Source organism: Herminiimonas sp. (genome assembly GCF_030645555.1).
Lineage (GTDB): Bacteria > Pseudomonadota > Gammaproteobacteria > Burkholderiales > Burkholderiaceae_D > Oxalicibacterium.
The window spans coordinates 1-5,228 of the sequence record NZ_JAUSME010000191.1 but is presented as its reverse complement, the minus strand read 5'-3'; the positions used below and the strand labels follow the sequence as shown (position 1 = coordinate 5,228).

The 5,228-nt window shown below is 55.9% G+C and carries 4 protein-coding genes; all 4 read left to right on the top strand.

Annotated features, from left to right (window positions below; translation table 11 throughout):
* On the top strand, nt 1-1,626 hold a 1,626-nt coding region (locus Q7T06_RS07435), incomplete at its 5' end, for a YgiQ family radical SAM protein (protein WP_304782751.1).
* 159 nt (nt 1,627-1,785) lie between these two features.
* Nucleotides 1,786-3,372: a glutamate--cysteine ligase gene (gene gshA, locus Q7T06_RS07430; protein WP_304782748.1), complete on the top strand. Its 1,587-nt coding sequence runs from the start codon at nt 1,786-1,788 to the stop codon at nt 3,370-3,372.
* 285 nt (nt 3,373-3,657) lie between these two features.
* Complete coding sequence (locus Q7T06_RS07425; protein WP_304782745.1) at nt 3,658-3,969, top strand: BON domain-containing protein; 312 nt, start codon at nt 3,658-3,660, stop codon at nt 3,967-3,969.
* 349 nt (nt 3,970-4,318) lie between these two features.
* Nucleotides 4,319-4,999: an OmpA family protein gene (locus Q7T06_RS07420; protein ID WP_304782741.1), complete on the top strand. Its 681-nt coding sequence runs from the start codon at nt 4,319-4,321 to the stop codon at nt 4,997-4,999.
* The last annotated feature ends 229 nt before the right edge of the window (nt 5,000-5,228 follow it).

Here is a 5,228-nt window from a genome sequence, read left to right as displayed (position 1 = left end):
GTGCCCGCCGGCTGGAAGCCGACGCCGGAATGGACCGAAGCGAATTCGACGCGCGTCGATACGCCGGGCAAGGTCGAACCGCATCCCGATCCGTATGAAATGAAGATGAAGAATACGGCAGGCTGCAAGACCGACGATGCTGATCCAGCAATCGCAGCAGTGCCGGCAGAGCCTGCCGTCAAAGTCATCAAGATCATGAGCCGCGAAGAACGTCGCGAAGCCGAGAAGGAAGTGCGCAACAAGACCGTCGTGCGCCTGCCGTCTTACGATGTGATCAAGGACGATCCGGTTTTGTACGCACATGCTTCACGCGTGTTCCATCTGGAATCGAATCCCGGCAATGCGCGCGCACTGGTGCAGGCACACGGCGAACGCGATGTCTGGCTCAATCCGCCACCGCTGCCGCTGGCGATGGACGAGATGGATGGCGTCTACGACATGGCTTATGCGCGCGCGCCGCACCCCAGCTATGGCAAGGCGCGCATACCGGCATGGGAAATGATCCGCTTTTCGGTCTACATCATGCGTGGCTGCTTCGGCGGCTGCACCTTCTGCTCGATCACCGAACATGAAGGCCGCATCATCCAGAGCCGTTCCGAGCCGTCTATCCTGCGCGAGATTGAACTCATACGCGACAAGACCAAGGGCTTTACCGGCACGATATCCGACCTGGGCGGACCTACCGCCAATATGTATCGCCTCGCCTGCAAGGACAAGCGCATCGAGGAATCGTGCCGCCGCCTGTCCTGTGTATATCCAACGATATGCTCGAATCTGGGCACCGATCACAGCAAGCTGATCCAGCTGTATCGCAAGGCACGCGCAATTCCTGGCGTGAAAAAAATCCTCATCAGTTCAGGCTTGCGTTACGACCTCGCCGTGCGCTCGCCGGAATACGTGAAGGAACTCGTCACGCATCACGTAGGCGGGCTGTTGAAAATCGCGCCGGAACATTCGGAAGAAGGCCCGCTGTCGAAGATGATGAAGCCGGGCATGGGCGCCTACGACAGGTTCAAGGAATTGTTCGACAAGTATTCGAAGGAAGCCGGCAAGGAACAGTACCTGATTCCGTATTTCATCGCGGCACATCCCGGCACTACTGATGAGGACATGCTGAACCTCGCACTGTGGCTGAAGAAAAACAACTTCCGCCTCGATCAGGTACAGACTTTCATGCCGACGCCGATGGCGCTGGCGACGACGATGTATCACACGCGCAAGAATCCCTTGCGCAAGGTGACGGAAGATTCGGAAGCGGTGGAAACGGTACGCAGCGGCAAGATCCGCCGCCTGCACAAAGCCTTTTTGCGCTACCACGATCCGGACAACTGGGAAATCCTGCGCGATGGCTTGCAACGCATGGGCCGCAGCGATTTGATAGGCAGCGGCGAACATCATCTGGTGCCGCGCCATGATGCCGCCAACCGCGGCCTGGCGATAGCAGAACGCAGGCGCGAAACGCCAGGGCCCAATCAACTGGCGAAAAAATTCGGCCAGAACAAGCCGCGTCCGGGCGGTGCAGTCGTACGTACACCTGTCGCGCGCGCGCCAGCTGGTCGTGCAGCCACGCCGGCCAGACCGGCACGCAAAGGGGCTGCAGTTGCGGCCAAAGGCGGACGCAAATAAAACCTGTGGAGTGAAGCAGGTTTTATTTGGGTAGCGCCATCGATAGCGCAGGCTGATGCGGCAAAAATTCCAGCCGCCCTGCCTAGTCTGCCATTTTCGGTTATTCTTCCGCCAACGCTACCGCGCTTGATGAGGCGGGATATCGATAAGGGAATCCAATTGAGCAATTCATACACGCACCGCCTCGCGCTGGTGGCTAGCGATGCGCATCGCAGCTTGCTGAACCAGGGACGCCGCGGCATAGAGCGGGAAACCCTGCGCATAGACAGGCAAGGAAATCTCGCCACCGGCCCGCATCCGCGCGCGCTCGGCTCTGCACTGACGCATCCGCAAATCACGACTGACTATTCCGAGTCGCTGCTCGAATTCATCACCCCGGCCGAACACGATGTTGCCACCGCGCTCGATGAACTCGATCGCATCCATCGTTACGCCAACAGCAAACTGGAACACGAATTATTGTGGAGCCAGTCCATGCCCTGCGTGCTGCCGGATGAAGCGGATATTCCTATCGCCTGGTACGGTACTTCGCACATCGGCATGATCAAGCACGTCTACCGCCGCGGCCTGGCGCTGCGCTACGGCAAGGCGATGCAATGCATCGCCGGCCTGCACTACAATTATTCGCTGTCGGAAGACCTGTGGCGCGTCCTGAAAAAAGATGAAAACAGTTCCGCAGACGACAAGACGTATCAATCGGAAAGCTACATCGCACTGATACGCAACTTCCAGCGCTACAGCTGGTTGCTGATGTATCTGTTCGGCGCCTCGCCGGCGCTTTCGACGCACTTCCTGCGCGGCCGCCAGCACGAACTGCAAACGCTCTCCGACGACACGCTCTACCTGCCTTATGCAACCAGCCTGCGCATGAGCGATCTCGGCTATCAGAATAATGCGCAAGCCGGCTTGATGCAGCCGTATAACGATCTGGAAAGTTATATGCGCAGCCTGTCGCGCGCAGTGCGGCAACCGTATCCCGCCTATGAAGCGATAGGCACGCGCCGCGATGGCGAGTGGATACAGCTCAACACCAATTTGCTGCAAATCGAAAACGAATATTACGCCACCATCCGGCCCAAACGCGTGATCAACAGCGGTGAACGCCCGGTCGAAGCCTTGTGCGCGCGCGGCGTGCAATACATAGAAGTGCGCTGCATGGATATCGATCCATTCGAGCCGCTCGGCATCAGCCTGCAAACGTCGCGCTTCCTCGATGCCTTCCTGCTGTTTTGCGCACTGGATGCAAGCCCGCTCACGGACGCCGCAGCCAATCGCGAGAAAACGGAAAATTTTGCGCGCACGGTCAAGGAGGGACGCCGTCCCGGCCTGAGCCTGCAACGCGACGGCACACCGATTGCGCTGCAAACCTGGGGCCTGGAATTGCTGGAACAAATACAGGCAGCGGCGGCAGTGCTGGATGCGCAGCGCGGCGACGACCAGCATGCAGTGGCACTCGCCGTACAAAAGGAAAAATTGCTGCATCCCGAGTTGACGCCATCGGCACGCGTGCTGGCCGAGCTGCAAGACACGAATAAATCATTCGAGCAATTTGGCCTGCGCCAGAGCATTGCGCATGCAGAATATTTCCGTGCACGTCCATTGAATGAACAAGAAAATGCCTATTTCAATGCACTGGCGCTGAGCTCTATCGCCGAACAGCAAGCGATGGAAAGCACGCAAACGGGTGATTTCGATAGCTTCGTCATTGCCTACAACGAAAGAACACCGCGCCAGCTCTGCGATTAATCTTGCCTCTCCCCACCAAAAGCCTTCGTATTGATCACACGAAGGCTTTTTTCATGGCGGCGTGCATCAATGCCAGCCAGCTTTTCGACATGCATTGCAACTGACGAAACGGGATTTCCGGTCACTTACCTATTCCGCAACACAAGATGATGCTGTGTACGCTAACGTACAGACTGCATGATTGCGCCCCAGTAATCTTCCTCCACGAAATCTGTGACAAAAGAACATGCATCACTCACATGATGTATCACTTGCTGCAAAAACAATCCCACTGGAGAAACAATCATGAATAAAACTAAACTGCTTACCGCTCTGTTCGCTGCCGTGATGTTGACTGCCGTTGTCGGTTGCGCTTCGACTGACAAAAAAGAAGGCACGGCTGAATATGTTGAGGATACTGTCCTCACAACCAAGGTGAAAGCTGCCATCCTGAACGAGCCAGGCTTGAAGTCGGCTGAAATCAATGTGGAAACCTTCAAAGGCGTCGTGCAACTGAGCGGCTTTGTAAGCGAGAAGCAGGATATCGCCAAAGCTGGCGCCGTCGCACGTAGCGTCAAAGGCGTGCAATCGGTTAAAAACGATTTGCGCTCGAAGTAAAACCGGAATGAAGAAATCGCCTCGGCGATTTCTTCATTTTTCATGCGCCTCGGCTTTCAGTACTTACTCTTTCCTGCAGAAGTTTTTGCGGGACAGACAGGCAGACTCGCACGCGAGTTGATCCGCCATCTACAAAATTTCACCATTCCACGTCAACGAATTATCGGCACATCCGTTAATTACCTTGCACTGGGCAGCAATGCCATGTGCTGCAAAAATTGGCAACCACATCTCCCTTATCATTTTTCCAATCTGCATTATGATGATGCTAGATCAAGTCGTTTTTGAATAAACCCGCGACGCTGAATATTCCGCGTTGTTCACATCATGTTTTTATAAGGAAACCACCATGCGCACATTAATGATCGGCAGTCTTGCCGCAGTACTCGCTCTCTCTGGCTGCGCCAATATGTCTCCAACCGAACGCGGTACCGCGCAAGGCGCAGGTATAGGCGCAGGTCTGGGTGCCTTGATAGGCGGCGTAGGCGGTGGCTCGAAAAACATAGCTGGCGGTGCAGCGCTAGGCGGCATCATCGGCGCCGTGGCCGGCAATGTCTGGTCCAGCAAGATGGAAAACCAGAAACGCACGATGGAACAGGCTACGCAAGGCACCGGCGTACAAGTTACCCAGACCGCTGACAACCGCTTGAAACTCGAAATCCCAAGCGATATCTCGTTTGCCACCGGCCGCTCGGACATCAACGCCAACTTCCGTCCCATCCTCGATCGTTTTGCAACCGGCCTGGTGGACAATCCTGCCGCAACCGTCACCATCATCGGTCATACGGATAGCACCGGTAGCGATGCCATCAACAACCCGCTGTCATTCGATCGCGCATCCCGCACGCGCGATTACCTCGCAGGTCGTGGTGTGTCACCGCAACGCATTTATGTCGATGGTCGCGGCAGCCGCGAACCGGTCGCCAGCAACGCCAATGAATCTGGCCGTGCACGCAATCGTCGCGTTGAGATTTATGTTGCAGAACAACAGCAGCAACCTCAGCAACAGCAATACCAACAACCACGTTAATTTCAAACGGCGAGTAAATCACTCGCTGGCTGATAGCAAAAAAGCCTCGATTACTAGTAATGCCGTTCAGTTAAGACTGAACGGCATTTTTGTTTTTGGAGTGAGAAAACTGTTAGCACTGTGCTTGTGCAGAGCGAGCGGCAACGGCGAGCGCCGGCAGTGGCGTCAAGCGTGTTGTTTTTAGGAAAACCCTTATTTGGCCGGAGGCTTGCGCTCCCGCCCTATCTCG

Coding starts and splice junctions, on each gene's coding strand:
- Q7T06_RS07425 (WP_304782745.1), top strand. CDS start 3,658: ATGAATAAAACTAAACTGCTTACCGCTCTGTTCGCTGCCGTGATGTTG.
- Q7T06_RS07420 (WP_304782741.1), top strand. CDS start 4,319: ATGCGCACATTAATGATCGGCAGTCTTGCCGCAGTACTCGCTCTCTCT.